The 14177-nt window shown below is 62.1% G+C and carries 9 protein-coding genes; 5 read left to right on the forward strand and 4 right to left on the reverse strand.

All coding sequences use genetic code 11. The features are described from left to right. Positions 1–542: 542 nt before the first annotated feature. Together cysK and N3J91_07785 are read left to right on the forward strand one after the other, a co-directional pair. Positions 543–1526, forward strand: coding sequence for a cysteine synthase A (cysK, locus tag N3J91_07780; GenBank protein MCX8156329.1), 984 nt, complete (start codon positions 543–545; stop codon positions 1524–1526). A gap of 195 nt (positions 1527–1721) precedes the next feature. Beyond that, positions 1722–2936, forward strand: coding sequence for an aspartate kinase (locus N3J91_07785; GenBank protein ID MCX8156330.1), 1215 nt, complete (start codon positions 1722–1724; stop codon positions 2934–2936). Between the two features lie 24 nt (positions 2937–2960). On the opposite strand, the gene pap is transcribed toward N3J91_07785, so the two are convergent. From pap to N3J91_07800, 3 genes are all read right to left on the reverse strand, one after another. Next, positions 2961–4439 carry a polyphosphate:AMP phosphotransferase gene (gene pap, locus N3J91_07790; GenBank protein MCX8156331.1) on the reverse strand — a complete coding sequence of 493 codons (1479 nt, stop codon included), beginning with the start codon at positions 4437–4439 and terminating at the stop codon, positions 2961–2963. 190 nt (positions 4440–4629) lie between these two features. Next, a complete protein-coding gene (locus N3J91_07795; protein ID MCX8156332.1) occupies positions 4630–6600 on the reverse strand; it encodes a sulfatase-like hydrolase/transferase in 1971 nt (656 codons plus the stop codon). A gap of 246 nt (positions 6601–6846) precedes the next feature. Further along, entirely contained in the window at positions 6847–7902 is a 1056-nt protein-coding gene (locus N3J91_07800; GenBank protein ID MCX8156333.1) for a Gfo/Idh/MocA family oxidoreductase, read from the reverse strand. Positions 7903–8299: 397 nt separating this feature from the next. Here N3J91_07800 and N3J91_07805 point away from each other — a divergent pair, with 397 nt between their 5' ends. The 3 genes from N3J91_07805 to N3J91_07815 all read left to right on the forward strand — a co-directional run bounded on the left by N3J91_07805 (position 8300) and on the right by N3J91_07815 (position 12869). Continuing rightward, a complete protein-coding gene (locus tag N3J91_07805; protein MCX8156334.1) occupies positions 8300–10102 on the forward strand; it encodes an L-fucose isomerase in 1803 nt (600 codons plus the stop codon). A 510-nt stretch (positions 10103–10612) separates the two neighbouring features. Continuing rightward, positions 10613–12268, forward strand: a complete 1656-nt coding sequence (locus N3J91_07810; GenBank protein ID MCX8156335.1) for a pilus assembly protein PilM — start codon at positions 10613–10615, stop codon at positions 12266–12268. Between the two features lie 7 nt (positions 12269–12275). Continuing rightward, the gene (locus N3J91_07815; protein ID MCX8156336.1) at positions 12276–12869 is read left to right on the forward strand and encodes a hypothetical protein; all 594 of its coding nucleotides are present in this window, start codon (positions 12276–12278) and stop codon (positions 12867–12869) included. Here the strand turns inward: N3J91_07815 and larA are convergent. Further along, a complete protein-coding gene (gene larA / locus N3J91_07820) occupies positions 12866–14149 on the reverse strand; it encodes a nickel-dependent lactate racemase (protein MCX8156337.1) in 1284 nt (427 codons plus the stop codon). The two genes, N3J91_07815 and larA, sit on opposite strands and share 4 nt — an antisense overlap. Positions 14150–14177 lie beyond the last annotated feature (28 nt).

A 14177-nucleotide genomic window follows, 5' to 3' on the forward strand; every position in this document is an offset into this window, starting at 1 on the left:
GCCCACCACCTGGAACGTGCTGCGCGGCCTGCCCAACCGCAGCTAAGCCAGTGTTTGCGGGCAGATGGACGATCTGACGGCCCAATTGCCGTTCCCCCTGCGCGGGATCGACAGCGACTACGGCGGGGAGTTCATCAACCATCCATGGGTGACCTGGTGCGCGGGTAAGTGGACCGGCAGTTGCAGGCGATTGGAGCGGTGCGCCGCGCGCGTCCGACTTGACCTGGCCACCTGCCCTGTGGGACAAAAAACCCCCCAAGAAAAGGGAGCGAGGGAGGCCAGACTGGTCACGTCCTCCGGCGTTCGTCGTTCTCATTTTCAGGGGCAATTTGGGTAACACCCTTTTTGAGCTACCGGAACGCTTTCCGGCCCGCTCTTGGGTAACACCCCTTTTTGAGTTTAATCGAGAGGCTGGGTGGGACGTGCCGCCTGGGGTGAAGCTCAGGGTGAAAAGCTGGCGCCGCCGGGGGTAGAAATAAAGACTTGCCGGGTCGTTATTTTACGCCACTATTTTAGCGGTTAAACTGTCAACCATCATTTTTATGGGTCGCATTTACAACAACATCATTGAGACGGTGGGGCGGACGCCGCTGGTGCGGTTGAACAAAGTGACGGCCGGGCTGGAGGCCACCATTTTGCTCAAGTGCGAATTTTTCAATCCCTTGGGGAGTGTGAAGGACCGCATCGGGGTTTCGATGATTGAAGATGCGGAGAAGAAAGGCTTGATCACCAAGGACACCACCATCATTGAGCCGACCAGCGGCAATACCGGCATTGCGCTGGCCTTTGTGTGCGCCGCCAAGGGATACAAGCTGATTTTGACGATGCCGGAGACGATGTCGCTGGAGCGGCGGACGTTGCTGGCGATGTTGGGGGCCAAACTGGTGTTGACCCCGGGGGCGGAGGGCATGCGCGGGGCCATCAACCGGGCGGAACAACTGGCCAAGGAAATCCCCAATTCCTGGATACCGATGCAGTTTGAAAATGAAGCCAACCCGGAGGTGCACCGTCGCACCACCGCCCGCGAAATTTGGGAGGACACCGATGGCCAGGTGGACATCCTGGTGGCGGCGGTGGGGACGGGCGGCACGATCACGGGCTGTGTGGAAGTGATCAAGCCGCTGAAGCCCAGCTTCCAGGCGATCGCGGTGGAGCCCAAAGATTCCCCGGTCATTTCGCAAACCCTGGCGGGGCAGCCGGTGAAACCGGGCGCCCACAAAATCCAGGGCACCGGCGCGGGCTTTGTACCCAAGAATTTGCATTTGAAAGACAGCCAGGGCCGTCCGCAAATCGTCGAGTGCATCACGGTGACCAATGAAGACGCCTTTGCCATGGCGCGGCGGCTGGCCAAGGAGGAGGGACTGCTGGTGGGCATTTCCACCGGGGCCAATGTTTGGGCGGCCATTGAGGTGGCCAAACGGCCGGAGAACAAAGGCAAAATGATTGTCACCATTGCCTGCTCCACGGGCGAGCGGTACCTCAGCACGGCGCTGGCCGAGGAGGCCCGCCGCGAGGTGGGTTCGTAAGCCCGGGCGCAGAGGGAGGTTCATGGCGTTGGTGCGGGGCTGGGACGGCCGCCGCACGGCCTGATATTCTTTTATTTCGGCGCGTCCGGGCGGTCCGGGAGGAGGGGGCCGGGCAGCGCCCAGGGCTGAGCCGCTTAAAAAAGCCCGTTGCCAGAAAGGCGAATTTGTATAATATCCCGCCCGTTTAATTTTAACATGGCGCTAATTGTTCAAAAATACGGTGGCACCTCGGTGGGGAATACTGACCGCATCAAGAATGTGGCCCGGCGGGTGGCGGAGTACTACACCCGGGGTGATAAACTGGTGGTGGTGGTCTCCGCGATGAGCGGGGTGACGGACAGTTTGATCAAGCTGGCCAAGGAGATCATGCCGCTGCCCAGCGAGCGGGAGATGGATGTGCTGCTGGCGACGGGCGAGCAAACCACTATTGCGCTGACGGCGATGGCGCTGCATGCCCTGGGCATCAAGGCGGTGTCGCTGACCGGCGCGCAGGCGGGGATTGTGACCGACGGCCTGCACACCAAGGCCAAGATCATGAACATCACCCCGCGGAAAGTGCATGCGCTGTTGAATGACGGGAATGTGGTGATCGTGGCAGGCTTCCAGGGGGAAACGCCCGATGGCCAGATCACCACGCTGGGCCGCGGCGGTTCGGATTTGACCGCCATCGCGCTGGCAGCGGCGTTGAAGGCGGATTTGTGTCAGATTTACACCGATGTGGACGGGGTGTACACGTGCGATCCGCGCGTGGTGCCCACCGCCCGGAAATTGACGGAGATCGCCTACGACGAGCTGATGGAGCTGGCCGGCGCGGGCGCCAAGGTGATGCAGCTCCGCTCGGTGGAATTTGCGAAGAAATTTGGTGTGGTGTTTGAAGTCCGCTCCAGCATGAACGACAACCCCGGAACGATTGTGAAAGAGGAAACCAAAAGCATGGAAGGCGTCGTCATCCGTGGCGTCGCCCTGGACAAGAATCAGGCCAAAGTGACCGTGGTGGGAGTGCCGGACCGGCCGGGCACGGCGGCGCGGCTGTTCAAGGCGCTGGCCGAGGCGGCCATCAACGTGGACATGATCGTGCAGAACATCAGCCACGGCACCCAGACCACGGACCTGTCCTTTACGGTGGACAAGGCCGAGTTGTTGAAAGCCCGCAAGGTGATTGATGGCTTGAAGGCGGAGGTGGGCTTCAAGGATGTGCTGGCCGATGAGAAGATTGGCAAGCTCTCCATCGTGGGGGTGGGCATGCGCAGTCACTCCGGCGTGGCGGCGAAGATGTTTGACACGCTGGCGCGCGAGGGGGTCAACATCGCGATGATCTCCACCAGTGAGATCAAAATCTCGGTGGTGATTGACCTCGATTGCGCCGAGCGGGCCACGCGGGCGGTGCATGCCGCCTTCCTGGGGGCCTGACGGCCGGAGCCGGGAGGGCCGCGGTTAAAGCGCCTTTTCGAGCGCCTTGCAGAAGGTTTTGAGCACCTGGACGCGGGCGTAGTGCTTGTCATTGCCCGGGATGATGGTCCAGGGGGCCAGCTCGGTGCTGGTGCGCGTGATCATGTCGTGCACCGCCACCAGGTAGGCGTTCCATTTCTCCCGATTGCGCCAGTCTTCGTCGGTGATTTTGTGGCGTTTGTACTCGATCTGCTGCCGTTCCTTGAAGCGCCGGAGCTGTTCCTCCGGTGAGATGTGGAGCCAGAACTTGAGCAGCACGATGCCCCGCTCCACCAACTGGGCCTCAAAGTCATTGATTTCCAGATAAGCGCGGGACCATTCCTCCGGGGTGGCAAAGCCTTCGACGCGCTCGACCAGCACGCGGCCATACCAGGAGCGGTCGAAAATGGTCACCCGGCCGGCCGGCGGGATGTGCCGCCAGAAGCGCCAGAGGTAATGATGGGCGCGCTCCTCGTCGGTGGGTGCGGCGATGGAGATGACGCGCGTCAGTTTGGCGTCGGCGGCGCCAGTGACCCGGCGGATGGCCCCACCCTTGCCGGCCGCGTCCCATCCCTCAAACACGGCGACGGTGCTGACTTTTTTGCGGTGGGCCTCCCAGGTGAGGAGGTTGAGCTGGGCCTGATAGGTTTTGAGCCGGGTTTTGTATTCGCGGTCGCTGATGGTTTTGCTCAAGTCCACACGGTCCAGCACGGTGGGGGTGTCGAATTTTTTGGGCACGGGCGGCGGGCCTTTGGGCCGGGGCGGCGCCTGCCGCAGGGCGGCGAGCTTTTGTTGCAGGGCTTCGAGGAGCAGGCGGCCAGCTTCGAGTTTTTGATGGTGCGCATCGGCGCTGTCAATCAGGTGCCAGGGGGCTTCGGCCGTGTTGGTGACGCGGATGGCCTGCTCGCTGGCGCGGGCAAAGTCATCGTAGAGCTTGTGGAACTTCCAGTCCTGCGGAGTGACGCGCCAGCGGGTGGCGGGGTCTTTTTCCAGTTTTTTCAGGCGTTTGCGCTGGTCTTTTTTGGAGAGATGGAACCAGAGCTTGACGATGAGGGCCTGGTCGTCGGCCAGCATGCGCTCGAAGGCGGCGATGCGCTGCAGGGCGCGATCGTAGGCGGCGCTTTTGATTTTGCCGGTGGCGCGCTGGACGATGGGGTCGGTGTACCAGGAGCCGAAGAAGATGCCGATTTTCCCGCGCGCGGGCAGGGTGCGCCAGAAGCGCCAATATTCCGGGCGGGCCAGCTCTTCATCGGAGGGCGCCCAGAAAACGTTGGTCTCGACGCCGCGGGGATCCAGCCATTCAGTGAGGGCGTTGACGACGGCGGCCTTGCCGGCGCCCTCGACTCCCGAGACCACCACAATGACAGGCACGGGCGAATTTTTGAGCGCCTGTTGTGCCGCCAGCAGCTCGGCCCGCAGCTTGGGCAGGCGTTGCTCGTACTCCTCCTTGGACACTTTAAGTCCCAACTCGATGGATTTAAACATAAGCCGGCCTGGGTTAATGCAGTATCAACCTAGCAAAAAGAGGCGGCCTTGACCAGCATCGTTTTCGGCGGCAGAGACGGGTTGGGGGGGGCCGTGTCTTTGACCGCGGATGGGACGGCCTGCAACCTGTCAGCTCAGCGGGACCTCACGCCCGGCGAGAAGGCCTGGCCAGTTTAGTGCCCGTTCATGTTTAATGGCGCGCGGGAGGCGGGAGGCCGGCGGAAAGGCCTGAGGAGGTGGAGGCCGGGTCGGTGTGCACCCAATATCTTTGTTGCAGGTACAAGGTATCGGCGATTTGAAAGAGGCTGATGGCATCGCCGAGCAGTTCACGGTCGGCGGAGGTGGGCTGTTCCACCTTGTGAAATTCTCCGGCGGGAGTGTCGCGGTGATAGTATTCAATGGTCTTGTTCAACCCCAGCACCACCATGTGCTGGCCGCGAATCATGCCGATGTCGCGGTTGTGTTGCACAAGGGCGCGGCCTTGTTCGGGAGGGATGCGGCATAAATCCTGGCCAAAGAACACTGAGAGATAGGGCCGATGGATGAGCCCGAGCACGGTGGGCGCCACATCCATGGAGCCGCCCAGCACGCCGTTGCGCGCGGGGTGGGGGACGACCGCGGGCCCCACAATCAGCAGCGGGATGCGATAAGAATGCAAAGGGATGGTCTGGCGCCCGTACACGCGGGCGCCGTGGTCGGCCACCACCACGAAGATGGTATTCGTGTAGAACGGCTCCCGGCGGGCCTGTTCAAAGAACCGGCCGAGGGCATAGTCGGCATATTTCACGGCGTGATGCCGCCAGTGTTTGTCCGGGTCTTCCGGAATCCGGCCCGGGGGGTAGGTGTAGGGCTTGTGGTTGGAGACCGAGAGACTGGTGGCCAGGAAAGGACGACCGGCTTGGTGTAACTGTCGGCATTCCTGCAGCAAGCGGTCAAACAAATCCTCATCGCACACCCCCCAACTGGTGGTAAAAGTGGGGTGGGCAAAGTCTTTTTGCTCGATGAATCGCTGGTAACCATTTTGCAGGGCAAACTTGCCCATGCCATCAAACAGGCTGCGCCCGCCATAGATGAAAAAGGTCTCGTAACCGTCCCGGCGCAGGACACTGGCGATGGTTTCGATGTGATCTGACCGGTCTCGCGCCACAATCGAATCTCCCGGCAGCGGCGGGAAAGATGCCAGAACACCCTCCAGACCGCGAATGGTGCGGTTGCCGGTGGCGTAGAGGTTGGTGAACAGCAAGCCTTCGCGTTCGGCCAGCGCATCCAAACAGGGGGTAAAACTGTTGGTCATGCCGTTGTAGCCGGCACCCAAGACACCCCAGAATTCTGAGCCCAGGCTTTCTTCCAGCAACAAGACGACATTCAGGCGTGGTCTGGCGGGATCGCCCGGGACCAGACGTTGAAAGGAGCCGGCCAGCGTCCCGCCGGTTTCGGGGTTGGCGCCGACCAGTTGCAAGCTGCGCCGCCATGCCTCCTCCGGGGGCAGGGTGCGGTAAAAGGCGCTGAAATCCATGTGGCGGGTCATCGCGGCGTGGATAAAGGAGAGCTGGCCATTGTTGGCAATCTCGTTCAAGAGCCGGTCTGGACTGAAGCGCGCCTCCGAGAGGCGCAGTGGCAGTCCCAAGACGAGCAACAGTCCGGCCACGACGGCCCAAACCGCCCGCTGGCGGCGCGCGAATGGGTTGGCTGCCAGCGCCACGGCCAGGTTGCCGGTCCACCGCCAGACGGTGCGGGCCAGCAAAAATCCTCCCGCCAGACTGAGGACCACAATCAGCACCACCGGGTAGCTTTCCCAGATGTTGGTGCCGACTTCTTTGGGATATAACAGGTAGTCCACAGCCACGGTATTGAACCGGGACTTGAACTCCTCAAAGAAAAAGTACTCCACGAAAAAGAGAAATGTGGTGATGGACCAGCCCAGGGCGGCGAGCGCGGTTAAGGCCCAGCGGTGCCAGCGGGCCGAGACCCAGCGCCGCGGCGCCACGCTTAACCACACCAGCCAGGGCAGCGAGACCACCAAGGCCGTCACCAGGTCCAGATGCAGCCCAATGAGCAGACCCTGGGCCACCTGGGCCACCGAGCCGGCTTCAGGCTTGAATTGGAACCATAAGAGCAGCCGGAGAAAAGTGCAGGCGCCGAGGAAAATCAACGCATTCAACGCATAAAAATGCCAGGGTCGTGTGCCGTCCCACCGTCGGAGAGTCGCAGATGATTTGAACATTACGATGTCACTTGCTAAAGCCCGGATAAGGCTGGGTTACTATAGCGTGGTTGGCGCCTGCGTCAAATACCTCGCTGTCGAAAAAATGGCCCTGTTGAGTTAACTGACTGCGCCAGAGCATGATGCACCTGCGAATGACTTGTTCGACCGGCGGGCGGTTAATCAGGGGCAGGGGGGCGCATATCAGGGTTTGAGGGGCTGGGGTTTGCCCGTGGCAGCAGCCTGGACGATGGCATCCATGATTCGTTGCACGGCCAGGATTTCCGCAGGGGTAATCAAGGGTTTCTTGTTTTCCAACACACAATGAGCAAAGTGCTGGCCGCAATCCTCCACCTGCCCGGGTTTGGCGGCGTTGAGGAGGATGTTTTCCATGCCCAGGCTGCCGGAGCGGCTGAGATGTGCTGGAAACAGCCGCAAGCTGGCTTTGGTGCCCAAGATTTCCGCCCCGTGTTCCGGGACGTCACTTTGGAAATGGCCGCCCCAACTGGTTTCCACGCTCAACCAGCGATTGTTTTTCAGGACGAGGCAGGCCGTCCCGGTATCTTCCACGTCGAAAATGCCGGCAGCGGGCGGGGGTGGGCGATTGGGTTCTTGTTCCAGGCTGCCATGAGGGCCGAAGAGGATATGGCCGGTGGCGCTGACCTGCAGCACTTGAAAATCATTGAGCAGATGAAGCAGCAGGTCCACCAGAGGCTGACCCAAGTCCACCAGACAACCGCCCCCCGCCTGGCTGCGTTGCGCGCGCCAGGAGCCGGGCCGCGGCCATTGATGGCGGCGCCACCAGGCGCGGGCAAAGAACACCTCGCCTACTTCGCCGTGGAGCAGGCAGGAGCGGGCCAACTGGGTGGCGCGCGTAAAACGCAGCTCCTGCGCCGGCATGAGGAGGCATTTGGCGGCTTGGGCGGCCTCGATGAGCTTCCCGGCCTCTTTGGCGTTCAAGGCCAAGGGCGTTTCCATGAGCACATGCTTGCGCGCCTTCAACGCCGCCAGTCCCACCGGGGCATGCAGATGATTGGGGGTGGCCACCACCACGGCGTCCAAATCGGGTTGCTCCACCGTTTCCTCATAAGCAGCGTACAAGCGGGGAATACGATAACGCTCCTGCAGTTCCCGGGCACGCTGGGGATGCGAGTCGCACAAGGCCACCACCGTGGTGCGCGGGCCGCGGGTGAGCCGGGCCACCCACTCGGCCCCAGCCACACCAGCGCCAATTACCGCACACCGAAGTCGCTCAGCCATAAATAGATACGTGCCTGCGGTGGACCACACCACGCGACTCATTGAAGCCGCAGGTCACGGAAGGAATGGACTGTTTTATATGACAAAACGCGCACAAGGTCAACTGTTTATGAAGTTTTTGGATGCGAAACGCGAAAATCAGACGGCGGACAGCGGAGCTGAAGCGGTTGAAGACCCCTCCCGGAGGCCGCCGAAGCTGCATTGAACGTGGGCATAAGGGCTGCCAAGTCTGTGGGTTAAGCGGACTATTGGGCAGGCTCTGCGGGACAGATTATTGAGTTGGCAGGCGGCGGGTTTTTTTGGCAGGCTTCAACACAAGTCCAGCCCGGGGTGAAACGCACCGCCCAGGGTGACTTGGGATTTTCAATAACACTCAGACACAGAAAGCGGTTGATTTATGAAAGTGAATCGTCCTGCAGCTCGATTGATTGGCGCCCTGCCCAAGGTGGGTATTCGTCCGGCCATTGATGGCCGGCGCAAAGGGGTGCGTGAATCATTGGAAAAAACGACCATGGCGATGGCCCGCTCGGTGGCCCGGCTCATTTCGGAGCGGCTGCGGCACACCTGCGGCAAGAAGGTGGAATGTGTGGTGGGGGCCACGTGCATTGGAGGCGTGGCCGAGGCGGCGATGGTGGACGAGCAATTCCGGCAGGAAGGGGTGGGGGTGTCGCTGACGGTGACGCCGTGCTGGTGTTATGGGAGCGAGACGATGGACATGGATTTGCTGCGCCCCAAAGCGGTGTGGGGTTTCAACGGCACGGAGCGGCCGGGGGCGGTGTATCTGGCGGCGGTGAGCGCCGGCCACACGCAAAAGGGGCTGCCGGTGTTTTCCATTTACGGGCGGAATGTGCAGGACATTGGCGATGCGGAGATTCCGCCGGAGGTGCAGGAGAAAATCCTGCGGTTCACCAAGTCCGGGCTGGCGCTGGCCACCATCCGCGGCAAATCCTATTTGTCGGTGGGCGGGGTTTCGATGGGGATTGCCGGCTCGATTGTGAATCAGGATTTCTTCGAGGATTACCTGGGCATGCGGGTGGAATGCGTGGACATGACGGAGCTGGTGCGGCGCATCGAGGAGCAGATCTACGATGAACGCGAATTCAAGCGGGCGCTGGCGTGGGTGAAACAGCATTGCCGCGAGGGCAAAGACTACAACCGGACACCGCGCGACGCCGCCCGCAAGGCGTGGGAATGGGAGTTTGTGGTGAAGTGCGCCATGATCGTGCGGGATTTGATGTTGGGCAATGAGGCCCTGGCGGCCAAGGGGTTTGTCGAAGAATCCCTGGGACATAACGCCATCGTGGCCGGTTTCCAGGGGCAGCGCCAGTGGACGGATCATTATCCCAACGGCGACTTTCTGGAGGCCATCCTCAGCTCTTCCTTTGACTGGAATGGCATTCGCGAGCCGATTTTGGTGGCCACGGAAAATGACTGCCTCAACGGCGCCTGCATGTTGCTGGGGCATCAGGTGACAGATACCGCGCAAATTTTCGCCGATGTGCGCACGTACTGGAGTCCGGAGGCGGTCAAACGGGTGACCGGCCGTGAGCTGACCGGCGTGGCGGCTGGGGGCGTGCTGCACCTGATCAACTCCGGGGCGGCGGCGCTCGATGGCTGCGGCAAACTGAAGAAGGAGGGCAGGCCGGTGATCAAGCCCTGGTGGGAAATCACGCCGGAAGAGGCCCAGGCCTGTCTGGAAGCCACCACCTGGCCGCCTGCCATTTATGAGTATTTCCGCGGCGGCGGTTTTTCCAGTGCCTACGGCACACGGGCCAACATGCCGGCCACCATGTTCCGTCTCAACCTGGTCAAAGGCCTTGGCCCCGCTCTGCAAATTGCCGAAGGTCAACTGGTGGATTTGCCGGAGGAGATTTACACGGTGCTGGAGGAACGCACCAATCCCACCTGGCCGTCGCACTGGTTTGTGCCGAATCTGAATGGCACAGGGCCGTTCCGCGATGTTTATTCAGTCATGAACGCGTGGGGGGCCAATCATTGTGTGATCAGTTACGGGCACATAGGGGCGGACTTGATCACCCTGGCTTCCATGTTGCGCATCCCGGTGTACATGCACAACGTCGGCGCGGAGCGCATCTTCCGGCCCTCGGCCTGGACGGCCTTTGGCACGGCGGATGCCGAAGCGGCCGATTTCCGGGCCTGCGGGCACTTTGGGCCGTTGTACGGCAAGACGCGGGGTTGAGCCAACGAATGGCAGGGGCAGGGGGCGGGTAACGCTCCCCATTAATCCTCAGGAAGCTTCGAAGCCTGCCAGCCCCCGGGCGGGGAAGGATTGGTATGTCCTGCCTTTTTCCCCCTTCAACCGGGGTGACTTTGGGGACGAGGAATGACATGAGGAAGTGCCAGGCCTTGAGGTGCAGGAGGTGGCTTTTCCTCTTAAACTAAATGGCCCAAAGCCGGCCATGAGGGGGCGGCACCCCGCCCACCCCTGATTTTTCCGCCCCGGTTTTTTTTGCGGGCCCGGGCATTTCGATTAAATTTTAGGCAGCGGCCCCGGCCCGTGCATGGATGAGAACATGGCTTGCCAAAGCCCTTGGAATCATGGCAAAGTGCAAGCGCTGTCATTTTACATTTTATTCTGCGCGCATTCAAATTGGTCAGCACAGGTGGCAGGGGCTTGCAAAGGGCAAACACCTGAGTGAAGCAAGTATTAGCCATAGCGTTTGGCAACCGGCAAACTACCGCGGTGCTTATGGAAGCCTCGGCGGCGGGATTGTCGGTGGCGGATTTTTGCCTGCTAGAGGCTCCCTATAACCGGGGCAAGAATCACCTATTAACGGCGGAAGACTACGCCGAGCATTTCCGGCAGATTCGCCACGCCCTGGGCGGCACCAAGGTGCGGAATCTGGTGGTGGTGTTGCGCTGCCAGGAATCCTTGTTACAGCTTGCCGAGCTGCCGCCGATGCCGGTGTCCACGTTGCGCGAGGTGCTGCAGCGCAATTCCAAACTCTACCTCAAGGAAGAGTATCCCAACCACGTATTTGATTGTCATGTGCAGCAAACTCTGGCCAGGGACACCACGGCCGGAGCCGAGGGGAAGGACAGCAAGGCGCCGGCGGCTGACGCCGCCAAAACGGCGGCCGCCAAGGCAAAAAAGACTCCGGTCCTGGTGGGGGGCGCCCGGCGGGAGCTGGTGGATGCCTTGGCACGGGGGGCGCGGGCGGCGGGATTCAAGTTGATGCAGGTGGTGCCGGGGGGGATGGCGCTGGTGCAGGGGATGAAAACCCCGCAGAGCGGGGATTTGACGACAATTATCGCCAACTTTGACCTGGGGCTGGAGCAGACGCTGGTCAGCATTCTCAGTCATGGCGAGGTGGTGCAAAGCCGCATCATCCCCATGGGCGGTCGCAATCTGACCGCCGGTCTGGCGGAGGCCATGAATGTGACGCTGGAGGCGGCGGAGAGCGTCAAAGTGCTCCTGCCCAACACGGTGGACAGCAAGCTGGAATTGCTGCTGGCGCCGCTGGCCCAGGAATTAAAGGCCTCGGTGGACTTTTTTGAGTCGCAGTTCGAGCAGAAAGTCAGCACGGTTTACCTCTCGGGGGGGGCGGCGCGTTCGCCGCAGATTCTGCAAATCATTGAGAAGATGACGCATTTGCCCTGCCGTCCGTGGCACCTGCCGGACAATGTCACCTTGAATCTCAGTCCGGACCGGGCCGCGGCCTTCAAGCGGGACATGCCGCTGTTCATGGGGGCGGTGGGGGCGGCGATGGAGGCGCTGGAGGCCATTCCACGCGGTTTGAACCTGCTGGCCACGCAACTGGCTGAGGAGCTGCGGCGCCAGCGCAGCCCGGTGCGGATCGCCTTTGCCGTGGCGGGGGTGATTTGCGCGCTCATGCTGCTGTGGAGCGCCGTGCTGGGATGGAAGTTGGTGGCGGAAAACGCCTCGCTCAAATCGGACCCCCTGGCTTTGCTGCAACGCCGGGCGGCCGAGGCGCGGGTGCTGCAAAAGAGCGTGCAAGGGTATCGCAGCCGCATCCAGTCCCTGCAGCAGCAGGCGGCCTCGCGGTACTTGGTGGCGCCGCTGTTGGACGCTCTGCAACGCTCGCTGGTGGAGGACATCGTCATCACCCGCATCACCGTGCAGCGCACGCCGCTCACCGTTGCCAAGGGGAAAAAGCAGGAGCAGCGGGAGGCGATGGTGCTGAACATTCATGCCAAGGATTACTCGGAACTGGGCGCGACGGATGCGTTTATTGATGCGCTGGCGTCCAACCCCTATTTCAAGAAACGGCTGCCCGGCCCGGAAAGCGTGGTGTTGAAGCAGCGGTCCAGCCGGCAGCCGGACACCGCCAATCCGGGAGCGAGCTTCGCGCTGATTAACATCGAATGTTTATTGGTGGAATAACCTCTGCATGAACGATCGCGATAAACAGCTATTGCTGATGATTGTGGGCATCAGCGCTGCGGTGGTGGGGGCGTATTACTGGCTGGTGATCCGCACCGAGCAACACCTGCTGGCCCAGGCGCGGGAACAACGGTCCCACTGGCTGGAGCAGGCCGAGGAAACGCGCAAGCTGGCGGCCCAGTGGGATCAATTGCAGGCCCAATTGCTGGCGGCCAGCAACGCCTTGCGCGAGCTGGAGCGCGAGCTGCCGACGGGGGACGTCTACCGCTGGCAGCTTCAGCGTTTTTTGAACCCGCGGGCGCCGGGCATTCTGGTGTCGGATGTGGAGCCGCCCAAAGCGGCTGATCCTTTAATTCCCGGCACCAATACCCCCTATGCCACGGTGTCGTTTGGCTTGAACGGGCGGGCGCGTTTCCATGATTTCGGGCGGTTCCTGGCCGATCTGGAAAATCGTTACCTGCACATGCGGGTGGAGGCCTTGGAATTACAGCCGTCCATGCCTGATGCCATCCAGTCCGAGGAGGCCCGGCGGCTGTTTTTCCGGCTGGAATTGTTGAGCCTGGCGCTGACTCCGTCCGGCCTGGGGCGGAGTGGAGATTAGGGGGTGTCGGCCGCCTGGCTGAGGTAGGGAATGGTGAGCGGCCCGTGGGGCAGGACGGCCACCCGCGCGCCGGCGCCCGCCGCGCGCAGGCGCTCGCGCACCGTGGCGGCAATGTCCCGGCAGGGGCTTAGGAGGGCGGCCCGCACGGTCTCCGGGGGGAGCGCACTGTGGAGGAGCACCTCCGCCTTTTGTTGGATTTGGGCCTGGATTTGCACCTGCCACTGATCGGGTTGAACGGTGGGGCTGGCGAGCACCTGGGCCAGCAATTCCGCGGGGGAACAAGCTCCGCGCAGCCAGCGCTCGTACGCGCTGCCGGCCGGCAGGCCGTCGGAACATTCGCACGCCAGGAGGATGCAGCCGCCGGGACGAACAATGCGCGCCGCGGCGGCCATGCCTTTGACGCCCTGGTAGAGGTTGAGGTCGAGGGGGTAGCCGCTGTTGGTGGTGACAACGATATCAAAGGCTTGGGCCACCGGGCACATGCTCACGCGGCGCACAAACTCGATTCCGGCCTGATGCGCCGTTTCCAGGTCGCCGGCAAACACGCCGGTGATTTGCCGGTGGGTGTTGAGGGTGACGTTGCACAGAAACACGGGGCCGGCCAGTCGCGCGGCGGCGAGCAGCTCCTCCCACAAGGGATTGCCATGGGTGATGCCGAAGGTGGCATGGGGATGGCTGAGGTTGCGCGGGCCGTGATTGCTCAGGACGGTGCGCTGGTGGGCCACGCCCGGCACCAGCCCTTTGGGGCCGCCGCTGAAGCCGGCGAAGAAATGGGGCTCGATAAAGCCGGTGATGATGCGCACCTCCGCTTCCATCAAATGGCGGCTCAACAGCAGCGGGGTGCCATCGCTTAACTTGCCTACCTGGACATGCGCCGCCTCGTTTTCGGGGTCATTGTGTTCGATGCGGTAGCGGCGCACGATGTCCGCACCCAGCATTTGCTCCAGCTCGGCGGGGGTGTTGGGGCGGTGGGTGCCCAGGGAGTTCAGCAGCGTGATGCGTTCGGGGGGGACGTGGGGGTGCAAGTACTCCAGCAACCAGGGGATCAGGCGCTCATTGGGGGTGGCGCGCGTGAGATCGGTGAAAGTGATGCACACGCGCACGCCCGGTTTCAGCCATTCCCGCAAGGGCCGGCAGCCCAGGGGTTGCTCGAGTGCATGGCGCACGGCCTGGGCTTCGTCCGGCAGGCCGGGCACTTCGCGCGGCTCGATGACGGTGGTTATGTCATCGGGGAAATCCACCGTGAGTCCGTGCCGTCCGTAAGCCAGTTTTACCTGCATGGTATTGCGGCTTTGATTTGTAACGCGG

The organism is Verrucomicrobiia bacterium (assembly GCA_026414565.1).
GTDB lineage: Bacteria > Verrucomicrobiota > Verrucomicrobiia > Limisphaerales > Fontisphaeraceae > Fontisphaera.

Excerpts from the sequence above, each read along its gene's own strand:
- larA (MCX8156337.1), bottom strand. The coding sequence starts at position 14,149 with ATGCAGGTAAAACTGGCTTACGGACGGCACGGACTCACGGTGGATTTC.
- pap (MCX8156331.1), bottom strand. The coding sequence starts at position 4,439 with ATGTTTAAATCCATCGAGTTGGGACTTAAAGTGTCCAAGGAGGAGTAC.
- N3J91_07815 (MCX8156336.1), top strand. The coding sequence starts at position 12,276 with ATGAACGATCGCGATAAACAGCTATTGCTGATGATTGTGGGCATCAGC.
- N3J91_07805 (MCX8156334.1), top strand. The coding sequence starts at position 8,300 with ATGAAAGTGAATCGTCCTGCAGCTCGATTGATTGGCGCCCTGCCCAAG.
- cysK (MCX8156329.1), top strand. The coding sequence starts at position 543 with ATGGGTCGCATTTACAACAACATCATTGAGACGGTGGGGCGGACGCCG.
- N3J91_07785 (MCX8156330.1), top strand. The coding sequence starts at position 1,722 with ATGGCGCTAATTGTTCAAAAATACGGTGGCACCTCGGTGGGGAATACT.
- N3J91_07800 (MCX8156333.1), bottom strand. The coding sequence starts at position 7,902 with ATGGCTGAGCGACTTCGGTGTGCGGTAATTGGCGCTGGTGTGGCTGGG.
- N3J91_07810 (MCX8156335.1), top strand. The coding sequence starts at position 10,613 with ATGGAAGCCTCGGCGGCGGGATTGTCGGTGGCGGATTTTTGCCTGCTA.